We start from the raw sequence: 13,729 nt of genomic DNA on the forward strand, positions 1-13,729 counted from the left end.
CGGCGACGGGGCTCAGCGCCCGGGAACCTCGGGCGATTCTTCCTCGCTCGACGGTTCGTCGGGAACGGCCGGCGTCTCCTCCGCGGCGGGGGCTTCGGCCTCGCCGGGCTCTTCGCCGTCGAAATCGAAGGGAAGATCCGTCGTCTGCTCGGTCCCGCGGCCCTCGTCGAAGACCGACCGGCCGCTGCTGTCGACGCCGGAAACGATGGCGAGCAGGATCGAGTTGCCGATAAACACCGCGCACAGGATCATGGTCACGCGCGTGAGCAGGCTCGCTGCGCCGCGTCCGGACATCATGCCGCCGGGTCCGCCGCCGATTCCGAGCGCGCCCCCTTCGGAGCGCTGCATCAGGACGACCGTGACGAGCGCGGCGGCGACAATGAGATGAATGATGAGCAGGACGGTGGTCATTGGGCTCGCTCGGGACTTGGGCGCGCCCGGCGATCACCGCGGGCGCTCAACTGGCGGCGCGTTTTAGCCCAGCGTCCGGTTCGACGCCACCGTCGTGTTCGGTCGAGTCCGCGTCGGCTGCATCTTTCGACGAATCTTCGGGCTCCGCCGTCACGACGCGCTTGCGAAGCGCCTCGACGGTGCGTTCGATCTCCTGGCTCGACCGCTCGATGCCCTCGTCGCCGGCGTAGGCGGCGTAGACAGCCATGGCCAGCTCCTTGGCCCGGCCGAGCCGGTCGGCGGTGAAGCCCTCCTCGGCCTGCAGCTCCGTCGCGGTCTGGCACAGCGCCTGGGCGATGCGCGACGCCTCCGCCGAGCGCACCCGGCCGAGACGCAGCTTCAGCTCGCTCGCCGCGCGCTCGAAATCGGAGAGGTCCATCTGCGGGCGCCGCCCGGCCTTCAGCTCGCGCGCGCCGACCTCCGCGCCGACGATCACGCGCATGCACAGACGGCGCAGCCGCTCGGCGTCGACGCTGCGCTTGGCTTCGGCGATCGAGGCGTTGGCCTGGTCGAGCGCTTCCGTATCGTTCTCCACGATCGCCTTGAGCGTATTGGGCGGATCGATCGGCGGCGCGCCGTCGTCCTCGCGATCGGCGTCGCGGCGGCGATCCGGGCCGATATAGTCGCTGGTGACGATGAACGGCTTGCGCCCCTTCACCAGCGTGCGGATGCGCTCCTCGGCGAAGGCCGTCGAGAACGGGCGGATGATGATGTCGTCCGCGCCGCAGCCGATCGCCTGCTTCAACGTGCCGCCATCGCGCGACCAGGAGGTCAGGAGGATCGGGATGAAGGGATTGTCGCCGACATCGCCGGCGCGCACGCTGCGGACCAGATCGAAGACCTCGGCCTCCTGGTGGGACATCTCCGCGATCAGCAGGTTCGGGCAGGCCTCGTCGAGCCGCTTGCGGAGCTCGTTCATCGAGCTCATGCACGACATCTCGCGGAAGCCCATCTCGTGAAGGGCGTACCGCGTCGTGCGCAGATTGACGTGCACCGGGTCGAAAATCGCCACCGATGCCCGCCGATAATCGAGCCCCTTCATCCGACACCCTGTCGCCGCAGCGTTCTGCTCCAAGACAAGGTCGGCAGCTTCAGGTCAAAGTCTGAAAATCCGATTACCGAACAGCGTTTACGATGGCGGCGAAGGCCTCCGGATCGAGGCTCGCGCCGCCCACGAGCGCCCCGTCCAGATCGGGCTGGCGCAGCAGCTCGGCGGCGTTGGCCGGCTTGACCGAGCCGCCATAGAGAATGCGCAGCCGGTCGCCGTCATCTCCCGGCCAGGCCGCGCGGATCGCCGCGTGCATGGCCTGGGCGTCCTCCGGCGCGGCCGTCCGCCCGGTCCCGATCGCCCAGACGGGCTCGTAGGCGACCACGACCCGCTCGGCGGCGGCATCGGGCGCGCTCGCGCGCAGCTGGTTGACGACGACCGCCTCGGCTTCGCCCGCCTCGCGCTGGTCGAGGGTCTCCCCGACGCACACGATCGGCGTCAGGCCGGCCTCGAGCGCGGCGGCGGCCTTGGCGTGAACATGAGCGTCGGTCTCGCCGTGGCCCGCGCGGCGCTCGGAATGGCCGACGATCACGTGCGTACAGCCCAGATCGGCGAGCATCGCCGCGGAGATGTCTCCGGTGTGCGCGCCGGACTCCTGGGCGGCGCAATCCTGGCCGCCGAGGGCGACGGGCGCGTCGGCGAAGCGTCGCGCGAAATCGGCGATGAGCGTCGCGGGCGGACACAACAGGACCTCGCCCGCCTCGACGGCTGCGGGTTCGACCGCGCCCAGGAAGGTCTCGGCCCACGCCAGGTCGGCGCTGAGCCCGTTCATCTTCCAGTTTCCCGCGATCATCGCGCGCCGCGCCATCGCCCTCTCCCTTCCCGCTCACGGGTCGGGAGCGTTACCAGCGCCGGGGCGATCCGGCAACGCAGGCGGGTTCTTGCCGCCCTGTCCGGCCGCGGCTAGGTTCGCGCGTCGAATTCCCCAGCCGGAACGCGCCTGGACGAGGCGCGCAGAGGTCCATGCTCGAACGCATTCGCAAACTCGCCCGCTCGCCGATCGCCGTGGCGCTCATCATCGTCCCGATCATCGCGGCCTTCGCGCTGTTCGGGATCAGCGACATCTTCCGTGGAACCGGCGACGCGGTCGCGCTGGTCGGCGAAGAGCGCGTCACCGTCAGCGAACTCAACCGCGCCTATGAACGCGAGCTGCAGACGATCCAGCGGGAGAACCCGCGCTTCACGCGCGAGCAGGCCGACGAGATCGGCCTCGGCGAACAGGTCCTCCAGGGGCTCGTCGCCCGGGCCGCGGTCGACGCCAAGGCGCGACAGCTGGGCCTGGCGGTCTCCGACACGGAGCTTCGGGACACCATCCAGTCCCTCCCCGTCTTCCGCAACGCGTTCTCCGACCAGTTCGACCGGCAGACCTACGAGTCGGTGCTGGCGCAGAACCAGATGACCCCGACCATGTTCGAGCGCGACGTCCGCGGCGACATTCGGCGCTCGCAATACCTCACCAGCGTGCTCGCCGGCCTCGACGCGCCCGACGTGCTCGCCCGCGCGCGCCACGCCTACGCCGAGGAGCGCCGCGACATCGCCGCGCTGCTCATCGCGCCGAGCCTGGCCGACGAGGTCGGCGAACCGTCCGACGACGACCTCGCCGCCTTCATCGAGGAGAACGCCGACGCGTTCCGCCGGCCCGAGCAGCGCCGGTTCACGCTGGTGCGCGCCAACCCGGACCTGTTCGCCCGCGATGTCGACGTCGCCGAGGCGGACATTCGCGAGCTGTACGAGATCCGGCTGGAGAACGGCGAGCTGTCCGACCCGGCCACGCGCAGCTTCGTGCAGTGGCCCGCGCCGGACCAGGCGACCGCGGAAGCCGCCGCCGAAAGGCTTTCGGCCGGCGAGACGGCCGAGGCCGAGGCCGAGGCCGTCGCCGCCGAACTCGGCCTCGGCGAAGCGACGGAATTCGAGGCGCTCGAAGCCTTCGAGGTGCCCGACAGCGCCGTCGCCGACGCCGTTTTCGGGCTCGGCGCGGACGAAGCCGCCGCCGTGGAGGCCCGGCTCGGCTGGCGGGTCGTCCGCGTCTCCGACGCCGTCGATCCCGAGGCGCCCGATTTCGCGTCCATGCGCGACGAGCTGCGCAGCGAGCTCGCCTCGGAATCCGCCGAGGCGGCCATGCTCGACGCCTTCGCCGTCTTCGAGGAGGCCCGCGGCGCCGGCGCGACGCTTTCGGAGGCCGGACGCGAGGCCGGCCTGCCGGTGGAGCGGTTCGACTATGTCGGCCAGAACGGGTTCTCCGCCGACCGCGAGCCCGCGGCCACGCTGCTCGAGGCCCCGGAGATTCTCTCCGCCGTCTTCGCCCAGCCGGAGGGCTTCGCCGGCGACCTGCAGAACTATGGCGAGAACGGCTATTTCGCCGTGCGCGTCGACGCGATCGACCCGGCCAGGCTGCCCGAGGTCGCCGAAGTGCGCGACGAAGCCGCCGCCTTCTGGCGCGTCCGGCGCATCGACGAGCAGCTCCAGGCCTTCGTCGACGACGCGCTCGCACGCGTCGAGGCCGGCGAGCCCCTCGACGCGATCGCCGCCGATCTCGGTCCCGGCGCCAGCGTCGAACGCGCCACGCTGCGCCGCGACGAAACCGCCGGACCGTTCACGCAGGCGCTAGTCTCGGCGGCGTTCAACGCGGAGGTCGACACGCCGTTCGCCGCCCGCGCCGGCGACCAGCGCACCCGCGCCGTGGCGATCGTCCGCGAGGTGATCCCGCCCGAAAACGCCGCGCCGCCGGCGACGACGGCGACCGAGCTGGCGGACTCGCTCGAAAGCGACCTCACCGCGGCGCTCGAGCGCGGCCTGAGGAGCAATTACGAGGTCCGCGTGGACACAGACCTGCGCGATCTCGCGCTGGGCCGCACGGATCCCGCCCAGCAGCGGCGCCCCGCCACCGGCGGCTTCTAGGTCCGCCGCGGCCGTGACGGCCTACGACCCCGACCGCGAGACGGCCGTCGCGCGCGTCGCCGCCGGCGAGACGGTGCTCGTCACGGCGCGCCGCATCGACGATCTCGAGACGCCGGTCTCGGCCTATCTCAAGCTGGCGCAGCCCGGCCGGACGGCCTTCCTGCTGGAAAGCGTCGAAGGCGGCGCCTGGCGGGGCCGCTATTCCGCGATCGGCCTGGATCCCGACCTCGTCTGGCGCTGCCGCGGAGGGCGCGCGGAGATCGCCCGCGCGCAGACCGCGACGGACGTTCCCGACGCCTTCGAGGCCCAGACCGCAGCGCCGCTCGACTCGCTGCGGGCGGTCGTCGCCGAGACCGCCATCGAGAACGCCGACGCCCCGCCGATGGCGGCGGGCCTGTTCGGCTATCTCGGCTACGACATGATCCGCGAGGTCGAGCGCCTGCCGTCCGACGCCGCGCCCGACCCGCTGGACACGCCGGACGCGCTGCTCGTCCGGCCGCGCGTGATGGTGATCTTCGACGCGCTCAGCCAGGAAATCCTCGCCGCGGCGCCGGCCCGGTCGACTTCCGGCGACAGCCCGGCGGCCGCCGTCGACGCCGCGCGCGAACGCATCGAGGCCGTCTTCGCCGCGCTCGACGCGCCGTCCCCGCAGCGCAAGGAGCTCACCCGCACCGAGGCGCCCGAGCCGTCGCCGAACATGGCCGAATCGACCTATCGCGACGCCGTCGAGCGCGCCAAGGCGTATATCCGCGCCGGCGACATCTTCCAGGTCGTGCCGAGCCAGCGCTTCACCGCGCCCTTCCCGGCCCCGGCCTTCTCGCTCTATCGCTCGCTCAGGCGATCCAACCCCTCGCCTTTTCTCTACTTCTTCGACTTCGAGGACTTCTCGATCGTCGGCTCCAGCCCGGAGATCCTGGTGCGGGTCCGCGACGACGTCGTCACCGTCCGCCCGATCGCGGGCACGCGGCCGCGCGGCGCGACCCCCGAACAGGACGCCGCCTACGAAGCCGAGTTGAAGGCGGACCCGAAGGAGCGCGCCGAGCACCTGATGCTGCTCGACCTCGGCCGCAACGATGTCGGCCGCGTCGCGAAGGCCGGAAGCGTGCGCGTCACCGAGCGCGAGGGCGTGGAGCGCTATTCCCACGTCATGCACCTGGTCTCGAACGTCGAGGGCGAGCTGGCCGAGGGAGAAGACGCGGTCTCGGCGCTGTTCGCGGGCTTCCCGCCCGGCACCGTCTCGGGCGCGCCGAAGGTCCGCGCGATGGAGATCATCGACGAGCTCGAACCGCATCGCCGCGGGATCTACGCCGGCGCGATCGGCTATTTCGGCGCCGACGGCGGGCTCGACACCTGCATCGCTTTGCGCACGACCGTGATCAAGGACGGCGCGATGCACGTCCAGGCGGGCGCGGGCGTGGTGCTGGATTCCGATCCCGAGGCCGAGCGCGTCGAGACCGTCAACAAGGCGCAGGCCCTGTTCCGGGCCGCCGCCGAGGCCTGGCGCTTCGGCTGAGCGTCAGGCGTCTTCGGGCGCAGCGAGAGCCGAGACGGTGGTCAAACGCACGCCGGCGGCCTCGGCGCGCGCCCTCGCCTCGCTCAGCACGGCCAGCGTCTCGGGATGGGGATGACCGATCGCGACGGCGCGGCCCTGCTTGACGGCCCGCTCCAGCGCGGCGTCGAACGCCGCGGAAACCGCCTCCGGCGACCGATCATTGTCGAGGAAGACGTCGCGGCGCAGCGCCGGGATGCCAAGCGACGCGGCGGCCTCGGCGGCGACGCTGTCCGGGCTGGTCATGGAATCCAGGAAGACAAGCCCTCGCCCCTCGAGCGGCGCCAGCGCCTCGGAGACCGCCGCGCGGTCGGCGGTGAGACGGCTGCCCATGTGGTTGTTGACGCCGGCCGCGCCGGGCACCCGGTTCAACGCCCAGGCGGTGCGGGTCGAGACCTCCGTCGGCGACAGCGCCTTGGTCAGGGCCCGCGGGCCCGGATCGGCCAGGCCGCGCGGCTCCATGGGCAGGTGCAGGAACACCTCGCGTCCGGCGGCGCTCGCCGCGCGCGCGAACTCCGGCGCCTCCGGCGCATAGGGCAGGATCGCGAACGTCAGCGGCGCGTCGATCGCCATGGCCGCTTCGAAGGCCGCCCGATCGAGCCCGACATCGTCGATCACGACCGCAAGCGCGGGCTGCGGATCCGGGGGCGCGGGAGCTCCGGCGGCGGCGTCCGCCGGGTCCGACGCCTCCACGGAGCGTTCCTCGATCGCCGAACTCGTGCTTTCAACGAGGCTTGACGAGACTTCTTCAAGCTCTATGAAAATGCTGTCACTGCTGGCGCCTGCGCGAAAGGCTAGGCCGGCCGCGACGAGAATCCCGGCCGCAAGCGCCGCCCCGAGCAGGGGCGCGAATGGCGAAGGCCGCACCATGGAATTTTCATTAGCCTGAGTCGGCGCTGTTGGCGCGCGCCCGCGGCGCGCCTAAGTTCGCGGCTTCGCCCGTCTGCGAGCCTGCGCCCATGCTGCTGATCATCGATAACTACGACAGCTTCACCTACAACCTGGTCCATTATCTCCAGGAGCTGGGCGCGCGCACGCATGTCGTGCGGAATGACGACGTCACCGCCGACGAGGCGCTCGACCTCGGCGCACGGGCGGTCGTGATCTCGCCCGGCCCATGCGATCCGGACAAGGCCGGGATCTGCCTCGATTTCCTGCGTCGGGCGCCGGCCGAGCTGCCGATTCTCGGCGTCTGTCTCGGCCACCAGGCGATCGGTCAGGTCTATGGCGGCGAGGTCATGCAGGCGCGCTCGATCATGCACGGCAAGACGAGCGAGATCGAACACGAGGGGTCGGGCGTCTTCGCCGGCCTGCCCCAGCCCTTCACGGCGACGCGCTACCACTCCCTCGCCGTGCGGCTCGCCCCGGACTCGCCCCTGAAGGTGACCGCGCGCACGGCAGACGGCGAGATCATGGGGCTCGCGCACCCGGACCGCCCGGTTCACGGCGTGCAGTTCCACCCCGAATCCATCGCCTCGCAGAACGGCCACGCCCTGCTGGCGAATTTCCTCAGGCTCGCCGGACTGGAAGCCGAGCCCGCCGCATGAGCGAGATGAGCCCCGCCATTCGCGCGCTCGCGGCCGGGCGCCTGCCCGACGCCGACACCCTGCGCGCGGCGTTCGACGCGCTGATGGAGGGCGAAGCCGATCCGGTCGAGATCGGCGGCTTCCTGACCGGGCTGGCCGCGCTCGGCGAGACGCCGGAAGCGCTCGCCGTCGGGGCGCGGGCCATGCGCGCGCGGATGACGCCGGTGGCCGCGCCGGACGGCGCGATCGACACCTGCGGCACGGGCGGCGATGCGCGCGGCACCTGGAACGTCTCCACCGCCGCCGCGCTGGTCGCGGCCGGCGCGGGCGCGGTGGTGGCCAAGCACGGCAACAAGGCCGCCTCGTCGAAATCGGGATCGGCCGAGATCCTCGAGACCGCCGGCGTCAACCTGTTCGCCCCCACCACGGCCGTCGAGCAGGCGCTCGCCGAGGCCGGCATCGGCTTTCTCTTCGCCCAGGCCCATCACGGCGCGGTGCGCCATGTCGGCCCGGCGCGGCGGACCCTGGGCGTGCGCACCATCTTCAACCTGCTCGGCCCGCTCTCGAACCCGGCCGGGGCGAAGCGCCAGCTTCTCGGCGTGTTCGACCCGCGCTGGCTCGAACCCATGGCCGAGGCGCTGCGCGACCTCGGCGCGGAGCGGGCCTGGATGGTCCACGGCGCCGACGGGCTCGACGAGCTCACCACCACCGGCGAAAGCGCGGTCGCCGAGCTGGCCCACGACGGGACGATCCGGCGCTTCACCGTGACGCCGGAGGACGCCGGCCTGCCGCGCGCCGACCTCGCCGACCTCAAGGGGGGCGATCCCGAGACCAATGCGCGCGCGCTGTTCGCCCTGCTCGACGGCGCGCCCGGCGCCTATCGCGACATCGTCCTGCTCAACGCCGCCGCCGCGCTCGTGCTGGCCGACCGCGCCGGGACGCTGAAGGAAGGCGCGGAGCTCGCCGCTGCGGCGATCGACGACGGACGGGCGCGCGCCGCGCTGGATGCGTTGGCGCGCATCACGACCGAGGCGAGCGAATGAGCGACGCCCTCGCCCGCATCATCGCCTACAAACGCGACGAGGTCGCCGAGCGCAAGGCGGCGAAACCCTATGACGCGATCGCGCGGGCCGCCGCATCCGCCGCGCCGGTGCGCGGCTTCCTGGAGGCGCTGCGCCGCCGCGCCGCCGCCGAGGGCCTGGCGCTGATCGCCGAGATCAAGAAGGCGAGCCCGTCGAAGGGGCTGATCCGGGCCGATTTCGATCCCGCCGCGCTGGCCCGCGCCTACGAAACGGGCGGTGCGGCCTGCCTGTCGGTGCTCACCGACGGGCCGAGCTTCCAGGGCGCCGACGGCTTTCTCGGCGAGGCGCGCGACGCGACCGCCCTGCCCGCGCTGCGCAAGGATTTCATGCTCGATCCCTGGCAGATCGCCGAATCGCGCGCGCTCGGCGCCGACTGCGTGCTGGTGATCCTGGCCGCCGTCGACGACGCCACCGCCGAATCCCTCATCGCCGAGGCCGATGCGTGGACCATGGACGTGCTCGTCGAGGTTCACGACGCCGACGAGCTGGCCCGCGCACGCGCCCTCGGCGCTCCCATGATCGGCGTCAACAACCGCGATCTGCGCACGTTCGAAACCTCGCTCGAGACCTTCGAATCGCTGGCGCCGCAGGCCGGTCCCGACCGTTTCCTCGTCGCCGAGAGCGGCGTGTTCACGTCGGCCGACGCCGACCGCCTGCGCCGCGCCGGCGCGGGCGCGCTGCTGGTCGGGGAAAGCCTGATGCGACAGGACGATGTCGCCGCCGCGACGCGCGAACTGCTGAGCCTGCCCGCCGGCGCGAGCGACGGATGACTTGACGGACTCGCGGAACAGGCATAGAACACGACGCGAAGTTTCCGGTTTTGTTCCTTTGACGAGGGCGTCATGCTTACGAAGAAACAGCACGAACTCTTGCTGTTCATTCACAAACGGCTCAGCGAGGACGGCGTCTCGCCCTCCTTCGACGAGATGAAGGACGCCCTCAATCTCGCCTCGAAATCGGGCGTGCACCGCCTCGTCAGCGCGCTCGAGGAGCGCGGCTTCATTCGCCGCCTGCCCCATCGGGCCCGCGCCCTCGAAGTGCTCAAGCTGCCGAACACCGCCGCGCCGCAGGCCGAGGCGAGCGCATCGAGCAACGTGGTCGAGGCCGATTTCGGTCGGTCCGCGCCCGAATCCGGCGTGGATGTGCCCGTGCTCGGCCGCATCGCCGCAGGCGTGCCGATCGAGGCGATCCAGCACGAGATGGATCGGCTGAGCGTGCCGCCGGGCATGATCTCGCGGGGCGAGCATTTCGCCCTCGAGGTCAACGGCGATTCCATGATCGAGGCGGGAATCCTCGACGGCGATCTCGTCATCATCAAGCGCGGCGACACCGCCGACAGCGGCGACATCGTCGTCGCCCTCGTCGACGAGGAGGAGGCCACCCTCAAGCGCCTGCGCCGCAAGGGCGGCTCGATCGCGCTGGAGGCCGCCAATCCGAGCTACGAGACCCGCATCTTCGGCCCCGACCGGGTGAAGGTGCAGGGCCGGCTCGTCGGGCTCATTCGCCGCTACCACTAACCTGTGGCCCAGAGCCGGTCGGCGCCCGCCGCCCACGGCCGGCGTCCCTGCGCGCGCAACGCGCTGTCCAGGCGGATCACCTCGCCGTCGCGAATCCAGATCTCCGAACCGCCGAGTTCGGCGCGCGCGGCGTCGTCGAGCAGGATCGCGGCGCACCGCCGGCGCCGCCAGGCCGTCGCCTCCCCGCGGAACACGACGATGCGGGCCCGGGCGCAATCCTCGGCGAGCGCTTCATGCGACTCCGTCACCGCGATCACCGCGCCTTCGGCTGTCTCGCCCACGCATCCCAGCGAATCGCAGACGACCGGCGCGCGTCCGGGCCGTATCTCCCCGGCCCCGGCGCGCTGCAGGAACACGCCCGTCTCGAAGCGGCCGCGCCTGAGATCGGTGGCCGACCAGCCCGCTCCGCCCGCGAAGCGGCCGACGACGACGCCGTCGTCGGAGACCATCAGGTTCGGCGCCGGCTGGACCGTCCACAGTCCGAGCGCGAGCGCGGCGGCGACCGCCCCGACCGGCCGCGCCGCGCCGCGTCCGATGACGAACACGACGAAGCCGAGCCCGTACGCGGCGAGCACGAAACCGGGCGGCGCGGCCGCAGCCGCCGCGGCGCCGGGCGTCTCCGCGGCCCGGTGGGCGACGCCGAGCACCACGCGCAGCCCGTAATCCATCACCGTCAGCGCCGGCGCTTCGAGCCCGAGCGGGGCGAGCGCGAGCGCCGCCACGCCGGAGGGCATCACCCAGAAGGTGAAGACCGGCATCGCGGCGAGATTGGCGAGAAAGCCGTAGGCGGCCACGCGCTGGAAATGGAAGGCGGCGATGACGCCGGTGGCCGCCCCGGCGATGAGGCTGGTCGCGGCGATGCCGAGAAACGCGCCCCGGACGCGACCGACGAGACCCGGCGGCGTGCGGTCGCTCCGGCGTCGATCGCGCCAGATTTCGTAGACGGCGATGAGCGCCGCGGCGGCCGAGAAACTCATCTGGAAACCCGGCTCGACGACGCTCTCCGGCGCGATCACCAGCACGACCACCGCGGCGATGGCCAGCGAACGCAAGGAGAAGGCGCGGCGTTCGAGCATCACGCCGACCAGCACGACCGCGGCCATGATGAAGGCGCGCTGGGTGGAGACCGCCGCGCCCGAGAGCGCAAGATAGCCGGCGGCCGCCATGAGCGCGATCGCGGCGGCGGGCTTCCTGGGGTCGTGCGCCCGGGCGAAGCGTTCGATCGAGGCGAGCGCGAGCAGCGCGGCGAAATAGACCGCGCCGGCCAGCAGCGCCATGTGGAGCCCCGAGATCGCGAGAATGTGACCCAGGCCCGATTTCCTGAGCGCCTCGGCGTCCTCGGGCGCGACCCCGGCGCGTTCTCCGGTCAGCAGCGCCGCGGCCACCCCGCCGGTGCGCGGCCCGGCGGTTTCGGCGATGCGCTCGGCGAGGCTCCAGCGCCAGGCCACCCAGCGCCGGGCCCACCTGTCCTCGCCGGTCTCCGGCAGCGCCTCGGGCCGCGTGATCGCGTAGCCGGTGAGCGCGATGCGGTCGAACCAGGCCGCGCGAGCGGGATCGTAGCCGCCCGGCGCGGCCGGCGGCGGCGGCGGCGAAAGCACGGCGCGCAGGCCGATCCGGTCGCCGGGCCGGAACTCGCCGAGATTGGCGCGCACGCGCACCCGCTTCGGAGGCGTCTCCGCGCCCTCGAGTGCCTCGACGCGCAGGATCAGACGATCGCGGCCGCCCGAGCGCCGGACTCGTTCGATCCATCCCTCGACGCCGCGCGCCCGATCGTCCGAAGCGATCTGCGGCGGTGCGAGCGCATGGGTGCGCGCCTGGGCGATCGCGAATCCGGCGCAGGCTGCGGCGAAAAGTATCAGACCGAAGACCGGCCAGGCGCGCCGGCGCATCACGCCCGCCGCCAGAACCGCCGCAACGGCGGCGACGGCGCAACCTGTTCCGAGGCCGGTCGGCGGTTCGGCGGCGAGCGCGAAATAGACGGCCGAGCCGGCGCCGAGGGCGACGGGAACCCACAGGACCAGCCGCGACGGTTGCGGCGGGCCCAGCGCGAACCCCCGCCGCGCGCCGGCGATCCAGCGCTTCGCATACGCCTGAAACGCGCCGATCCCCATGCCAGGCCGCCGCCTTCCGTTCGGCTGTCGGCGCAACACTATCGCGTTTCCCGCGCGGCGTGGTAATGAAGCGGCCCGCCCTGCAGCGCAGCATGATTTCGCAATTGCAAGATAACGCTCAGATCGTCACGCGCTTCGCGCCGTCGCCGACCGGCTTCCTGCATATCGGCGGCGCGCGCACGGCCTTGTTCAATGCGCTGTTCGCCCGCCGCCACGGCGGAACGTTCAAGCTGCGCATCGAGGACACCGACCGGGCGCGCTCCACCCAGGAGGCGATCGACGCCATTCTCGACGGCCTGGCCTGGCTCGGCCTCGACTGGGACGGCGAGGTCGTCTCCCAGGCCGCCCGCGTCGAGCGGCATCGCGCCGCCGTCGACCAGCTGGTCGAAAGCGGCGCGGCGTTCCGCTGCTATTGCGACGCCCAGCAGGTCGAGGAGCTGCGCGAACGCGCCTTCGAGGAAGGCCGCGCCTTCCGCTCGCCCTGGCGCGACGGACGCCCCCACCCCGCAGACGCCGATCAGCCTTATGTCGTGCGCTTCCGTGCGCCCGACGAGGATCTCGTCCTCAAGGACGCCGTCCAGGGCGAGGTGCGCTGGGCGGCCAAGGAGTTCGACGATCTCGTCCTGCTGCGCGCCGACGGCACGCCGACCTACAATCTCGCCGTCGTCGTCGACGATCACGAGATGAATATCAGCCACGTCATCCGCGGCGACGACCACCTGGTGAACGCCGGGCGCCAGTCCCAGATCTATCGGGCGCTCGGCTGGGAGCCGCCGGTCTTCGCCCATATCCCGCTGATCCACGGGCCCGACGGCAAGAAGCTCTCCAAGCGCCACGGCGCGCTCGGCGTCGAGGCCTATCGCGAGATGGGCTATCTGCCGGAGGGCCTGCGCAACTACCTGCTGCGCCTGGGCTGGGCGAAGGGCGACCAGGAGCTGTTCACCGACGAGGAGATGGCCGCCGCCTTCGATCTCGACGGCCTGGGCAAGGCGCCGGCGCGGCTCGATTTCGACAAGATGGCGAGCGTCAACGCCTGGCACATGCGCCGCGCCGACGACGCGCGCCTGACCGGGCTGGTGACGGCGCGCATGGAGGGCCGCGACGACATCGCGCTCGACGACGCCGCCCGCGCGCGGATCCTCGCGGCGATGCCGGTGCTGAAAGAGCGCGCGCGCACCCTCGCCGAACTCGAGGATCAGGTCTATTTCGTGGTCCGCAAGCGACCGTTCGCCGTCGAGGGCAAGCCGGCCAAGGCGCTCAACGAGGACGGGCTCGCCCGCCTCGGGCGGCTGCGCGCCCTGCTTGCGGACACGGACGACTGGTCGGAGGAGACGCTCGGCCAGGCGCTCAAGGATTTCGCCGCGGCCGAGGAGGTCGGCTTCGGCAAGGTGGGCCAGCCGCTGCGCGCGGCGCTCACCGGGGGCGCGCCCGCGCCCGACATGAGTTTCGTGCTGGCGGTCCTCGGCCGCGAGGAGACCCTCGCCCGGCTCGACGATCGGCTTTGACGGAGACGACGAGGATCCGGCGACGTCCCGCGCCGACCGGGTC

The 13,729-nt window shown here is 72.1% G+C and carries 12 protein-coding genes; 7 read left to right on the forward strand and 5 right to left on the reverse strand.

Annotated features, from left to right (window positions below):
- Positions 1-12: 12 nt before the first annotated feature.
- From secG to tpiA, 3 genes are all read right to left on the reverse strand, one after another.
- Positions 13-411, reverse strand: coding sequence for a preprotein translocase subunit SecG (gene secG / locus DDZ18_RS05890; RefSeq protein WP_109252454.1), 399 nt, complete (start codon positions 409-411; stop codon positions 13-15).
- A gap of 46 nt (positions 412-457) precedes the next feature.
- On the reverse strand, positions 458-1,462 hold the full coding sequence (locus DDZ18_RS05895) for a response regulator (protein ID WP_233245728.1): 1,005 nt from the start codon (positions 1,460-1,462) through the stop codon (positions 458-460).
- 103 nt (positions 1,463-1,565) lie between these two features.
- The gene (gene tpiA, locus DDZ18_RS05900) at positions 1,566-2,306 is read right to left on the reverse strand and encodes a triose-phosphate isomerase (protein ID WP_109252456.1); all 741 of its coding nucleotides are present in this window, start codon (positions 2,304-2,306) and stop codon (positions 1,566-1,568) included.
- Positions 2,307-2,461: 155 nt separating this feature from the next.
- On the opposite strand from tpiA, the gene DDZ18_RS05905 reads away from it, so the two are divergent.
- Positions 2,462-4,396, forward strand: a complete 1,935-nt coding sequence (locus DDZ18_RS05905) for a peptidylprolyl isomerase (RefSeq protein ID WP_109252457.1) — start codon at positions 2,462-2,464, stop codon at positions 4,394-4,396.
- Between the two features lie 13 nt (positions 4,397-4,409).
- A complete protein-coding gene (trpE, locus tag DDZ18_RS05910) occupies positions 4,410-5,909 on the forward strand; it encodes an anthranilate synthase component I (RefSeq protein ID WP_109252458.1) in 1,500 nt (499 codons plus the stop codon).
- A gap of 3 nt (positions 5,910-5,912) precedes the next feature.
- Here trpE and DDZ18_RS05915 read toward each other — a convergent pair whose 3' ends face one another.
- The gene (locus DDZ18_RS05915; protein ID WP_158272086.1) at positions 5,913-6,638 is read right to left on the reverse strand and encodes a divergent polysaccharide deacetylase family protein; all 726 of its coding nucleotides are present in this window, start codon (positions 6,636-6,638) and stop codon (positions 5,913-5,915) included.
- A 266-nt stretch (positions 6,639-6,904) separates the two neighbouring features.
- Here DDZ18_RS05915 and DDZ18_RS05920 point away from each other — a divergent pair, with 266 nt between their 5' ends.
- From DDZ18_RS05920 to lexA, 4 genes are all read left to right on the forward strand, one after another.
- On the forward strand, positions 6,905-7,492 hold the full coding sequence (locus tag DDZ18_RS05920; protein ID WP_109252460.1) for an anthranilate synthase component II: 588 nt from the start codon (positions 6,905-6,907) through the stop codon (positions 7,490-7,492).
- Complete coding sequence (gene trpD, locus DDZ18_RS05925; RefSeq protein WP_109252461.1) at positions 7,489-8,514, forward strand: anthranilate phosphoribosyltransferase; 1,026 nt, start codon at positions 7,489-7,491, stop codon at positions 8,512-8,514. Before DDZ18_RS05920 ends, trpD begins: the two co-directional genes overlap by 4 nt.
- Complete coding sequence (trpC, locus tag DDZ18_RS05930) at positions 8,511-9,323, forward strand: indole-3-glycerol phosphate synthase TrpC (protein WP_109252462.1); 813 nt, start codon at positions 8,511-8,513, stop codon at positions 9,321-9,323. The genes trpD and trpC overlap by 4 nt, the downstream gene beginning before the upstream one ends.
- Before the next feature lie 72 nt (positions 9,324-9,395).
- The gene (lexA, locus tag DDZ18_RS05935; protein WP_109252463.1) at positions 9,396-10,070 is read left to right on the forward strand and encodes a transcriptional repressor LexA; all 675 of its coding nucleotides are present in this window, start codon (positions 9,396-9,398) and stop codon (positions 10,068-10,070) included.
- Here lexA and DDZ18_RS05940 read toward each other — a convergent pair.
- The gene (locus DDZ18_RS05940) at positions 10,067-12,181 is read right to left on the reverse strand and encodes a ComEC/Rec2 family competence protein (protein ID WP_109252464.1); all 2,115 of its coding nucleotides are present in this window, start codon (positions 12,179-12,181) and stop codon (positions 10,067-10,069) included. The genes lexA and DDZ18_RS05940 overlap by 4 nt on opposite strands.
- A gap of 65 nt (positions 12,182-12,246) precedes the next feature.
- On the opposite strand from DDZ18_RS05940, the gene gltX reads away from it, so the two are divergent.
- Positions 12,247-13,686 (forward strand): glutamate--tRNA ligase, encoded by a 1,440-nt coding sequence (gene gltX / locus DDZ18_RS05945; RefSeq protein WP_233245729.1) that lies wholly within the window; start codon positions 12,247-12,249, stop codon positions 13,684-13,686.
- Positions 13,687-13,729: the final 43 nt, after the last annotated feature.

This window comes from Marinicauda salina (genome assembly GCF_003122085.1).
Lineage (GTDB): Bacteria > Pseudomonadota > Alphaproteobacteria > Caulobacterales > Maricaulaceae > Maricicauda_A > Maricicauda_A salina.

Coding starts and splice junctions, on each gene's coding strand:
- lexA (WP_109252463.1), top strand. CDS start 9,396: ATGCTTACGAAGAAACAGCACGAACTCTTGCTGTTCATTCACAAACGG.
- secG (WP_109252454.1), bottom strand. CDS start 411: ATGACCACCGTCCTGCTCATCATTCATCTCATTGTCGCCGCCGCGCTC.
- tpiA (WP_109252456.1), bottom strand. CDS start 2,306: ATGGCGCGGCGCGCGATGATCGCGGGAAACTGGAAGATGAACGGGCTC.
- trpC (WP_109252462.1), top strand. CDS start 8,511: ATGAGCGACGCCCTCGCCCGCATCATCGCCTACAAACGCGACGAGGTC.
- DDZ18_RS05905 (WP_109252457.1), top strand. CDS start 2,462: ATGCTCGAACGCATTCGCAAACTCGCCCGCTCGCCGATCGCCGTGGCG.
- gltX (WP_233245729.1), top strand. CDS start 12,247: ATGAAGCGGCCCGCCCTGCAGCGCAGCATGATTTCGCAATTGCAAGAT.
- trpD (WP_109252461.1), top strand. CDS start 7,489: ATGAGCGAGATGAGCCCCGCCATTCGCGCGCTCGCGGCCGGGCGCCTG.
- DDZ18_RS05920 (WP_109252460.1), top strand. CDS start 6,905: ATGCTGCTGATCATCGATAACTACGACAGCTTCACCTACAACCTGGTC.
- DDZ18_RS05940 (WP_109252464.1), bottom strand. CDS start 12,181: ATGGGGATCGGCGCGTTTCAGGCGTATGCGAAGCGCTGGATCGCCGGC.